Consider the following 2,866-nt stretch of genomic DNA (forward strand, 5'->3'; position numbering starts at 1 on the left):
GCGATAAAATCAGATCACAATCGAAGCCATTTTTATATCTATTTCAATTGGTTGCTGCTAAAGATCCTGTACATGTGGCGATCCTATGCTCGACGGGTCTCTCGCCCTGGTGGCGGCTGGTACAGGATGTAGCGGTTGAGGGGACAAGTAGCACCGACTCATACGGCGGCCCATGGTCGCCGTATTTTTTTGCGCCTCGTCGCCGTTTTTGCGCGATTTTTTCGCCAACTTGCACCTGCCTTGATTTTGCCCAACAATCGATACGCTTTCTTTTGATACAACCTCCAGGTATCTAACAGTCAGGAGTCTCCCTATGGGACTGGGTGGCATTCATATCTGGCATCTGCTGATCCTGCTCGTGGTCGTCGTCGTGGTGTTTGGCAGCAAACGCCTGGCTGGCGCCGGTGAGGATCTGGGCACTGCCATCAGGGATTTTCGCAACGCCTTGCGCGACGATGACAATATCCGGAATAAGTAGGAGTGAACGTATGTCTGTAGACGAGAAAGTGGAACTGAACGAGACCTGTGACAGTTGCGGCTGTTTCGCCGAAATTGGCACCATCATCGGCGAAGGTGACGACGTCATGGAGCTGGTGATCGAGGCCGCTGCAGAAGCCGACGCCCGCGAGAAATTTGCAGCTTACGAGGCGCTGGCCAAGCAGGTCACTGCCGAAGCCAAAAGCAGCAGCGAGCTGAGCCGAGGCCCTGATGGCGTGATCCTGAAGGCCCGCCTGCAATTCACCTGTACCGCCGAGAAGCTGATCTTCGAGATGCGCGCCCGCTCCCTCTGAGATCGTGATGACACGGCAGGCTTGCCTGCCGTCTTGCTCTGCCCCTCGCTTTTTCCCTCCCTTTGCGTTGTATAGTGAGTTATCCCACGGACGATCCGTTTTCCGTCCGGCATGCGCCGATCGGCAGAAGATCCCGCGACGCCCCATGACTTGGCGCAGGCGCCTTCTCTGACAGACCCGACGGTGCGCACCGGCCCACAGCGAGGTGGTTAAATCATGATGCGGCGATGGATCTGGGCCCTGCTGGCTCTCTGCTCTCTCCCTCTGCTGGCGGCGGATCTCAAGCCGCAGTTGCTGCCCCAGGCCGGTGATCTCGAACACATCCTGCAAAAAAAAGAGATCAGGGCCCTGGTGGTCTATGAGCGGGGGTTTTTCTTTTTTGACAAGGGAGCCCAGTACGGCATCCTGGTCAATCAGCTTCAGGGATTCGAGCGCTGGTTGAACCAGACCTACCTGGCCAAGGAGAAGCTCAAGCTCAAGATCATTTATATCCCGGTGCGCCAGGACAAGCTGCTGGACTATCTGGCCGAGGGACGCGGGGATCTGGTGGCCGCCAACCTGACGGTCACCCCCACCCGGCGCGAGCAGGTGACCTTCTCCCAGCCGCTGATCACCCCCATCGAGGAGTGGGTGGTGAGCCAGCGGGAGCTCCCTGCCTTCAATCGCATCACCCAGCTGTCCGGCCGGCGGATCTGGGTGCGTGCCAGCTCCAGTTATTTCGAGAGCCTGCACCAGCTCAACTGGCTGTTTCGGGAGCTGGGGTTGCCCCCGGTCTACATCGAGACGGTTCCCGAATACCTGCAGGATGGGGACCTGCTGGAGATGGTGTCAGCCGGGATCATTCCGCTGACGGTCACCGACAGCTTCAAGGGGCGGATCTGGCTCGACATGATTGGCGGCCTCAAGGCCCACAGGCTGATTCCGCTGCGGGACAAGGGGCGCAGCGCCTGGGCCCTGCGCAACAACAGCCCGGAGCTGCTCAAGGCGGTGAACGCCTACATCTCGGAGTCGAGCAAGCGGACCCTCTACAGTGACATGACATTGCGCCGCCTGCTGGCGCAGAGCGACCGCATGAGCAACATACTGGCGCCGGACCCGCTGGGGCGACTGTCGACCATTCGCAAGGTACTGGAGGCCCAGGCGGACAAGTATCAGCTGGACTGGCTGATGCTGGCCGCGCTGGCTTACAAGGAGTCGGGGCTCAATCCCAATGTCGGCTCTCACCGGGGGGCCGTCGGCATCATGCAATTGCTGCCGAGCACCGGCAAGGAGGTGGGGATCCGCGGCGCCAGACTCACCAGTCTGGAGGGCAATGTGGAGGCGGCCTGTCGCTACATGCGGCTCATCCTGGACACCTACTTCAATGATCCCGGGATGGACAGGCTCAATCGCCATCTGTTCGCCCTGGCCGCCTACAATGCGGGTCCGAACCGGGTCCAGGCATTGCAGGCCAAGGCGGCCGACAAGGGGCTGGATCCGAACGTCTGGTTCGGCAATGTGGAGCAGCTGGTGGCCAACGACGTGGGCCAGGGGCCCATCAACTACGTTGGCACCATCTACAAATACTACGTGGCCTACCGTTTCAGCCTGCCCCAGTTGGAGGGCAAGTCAGAGGCCATCGAGGCGGTGCAGCCCTGAGCCTGTCAATGCTGGCCGGGGAGGGGATCCTCGTGATGCTGCGCAAGGGGTTCCCAGCCCAGATCCCGGTGCTGCTGGTACCAGGGCATCAACAGCCTGGCCGGGGTGGGATCCGGTTGGCTGGCATGAGGTCTCTGACTGAGGGAGGGGTGGTCGCGCAGTTCCATCATCGGCTCCTTGACACTGGGCTATCGGGGCGGTTGTCTGGGTTATGCCACCACCAGATGACAGGGAGATGACCCTTGATCCCCGCCGACTTTGCCTTGCTCGCCGATCCCGGCGCCGCCCTGAAGGCCCGATGCCAGTTGATCCGCCAGGCTCGCCACCGGATCCTCGCCCAGTATTACAGCTGGGAAGAGGACCAGGGCGGGATCGCACTTTGTTAATGAAATTTGAACAGGCTGATCGTCTGTGATCTAATCACGTCTCCATGCAGG

The 2,866-nt window shown here is 60.3% G+C and carries 5 protein-coding genes and 1 pseudogene; 5 read left to right on the forward strand and 1 reads right to left on the reverse strand.

Annotated features, from left to right (window positions below):
* From OKC30_RS20370 to OKC30_RS20385, 4 genes are all read left to right on the forward strand, one after another.
* On the forward strand, positions 1–296 hold a 296-nt coding region (locus tag OKC30_RS20370; RefSeq protein WP_270809787.1), incomplete at its 5' end, for a hypothetical protein.
* 17 nt (positions 297–313) lie between these two features.
* Positions 314–478 (forward strand): twin-arginine translocase TatA/TatE family subunit, encoded by a 165-nt coding sequence (gene tatA, locus OKC30_RS20375; protein WP_010672592.1) that lies wholly within the window; start codon positions 314–316, stop codon positions 476–478.
* Positions 479–488: 10 nt separating this feature from the next.
* On the forward strand, positions 489–791 hold the full coding sequence (locus tag OKC30_RS20380; RefSeq protein ID WP_010672593.1) for a YfcZ/YiiS family protein: 303 nt from the start codon (positions 489–491) through the stop codon (positions 789–791).
* Positions 792–1,007: 216 nt separating this feature from the next.
* The gene (locus OKC30_RS20385; RefSeq protein ID WP_160838419.1) at positions 1,008–2,429 is read left to right on the forward strand and encodes a lytic transglycosylase F; all 1,422 of its coding nucleotides are present in this window, start codon (positions 1,008–1,010) and stop codon (positions 2,427–2,429) included.
* Between the two features lie 5 nt (positions 2,430–2,434).
* Here the strand turns inward: OKC30_RS20385 and OKC30_RS20390 are convergent, their stop codons facing one another.
* Positions 2,435–2,596: a hypothetical protein gene (locus OKC30_RS20390; RefSeq protein WP_010672595.1), complete on the reverse strand. Its 162-nt coding sequence runs from the start codon at positions 2,594–2,596 to the stop codon at positions 2,435–2,437.
* A 75-nt stretch (positions 2,597–2,671) separates the two neighbouring features.
* Here OKC30_RS20390 and OKC30_RS20395 point away from each other — a divergent pair.
* A pseudogene (locus OKC30_RS20395) lies at positions 2,672–2,800 on the forward strand (phospholipase); the annotation flags it as partial.
* Positions 2,801–2,866: the final 66 nt, after the last annotated feature.

The sequence above is a fragment of the Aeromonas sp. QDB18 genome (genome assembly GCF_027705325.1).
Lineage (GTDB): Bacteria > Pseudomonadota > Gammaproteobacteria > Enterobacterales > Aeromonadaceae > Aeromonas > Aeromonas caviae.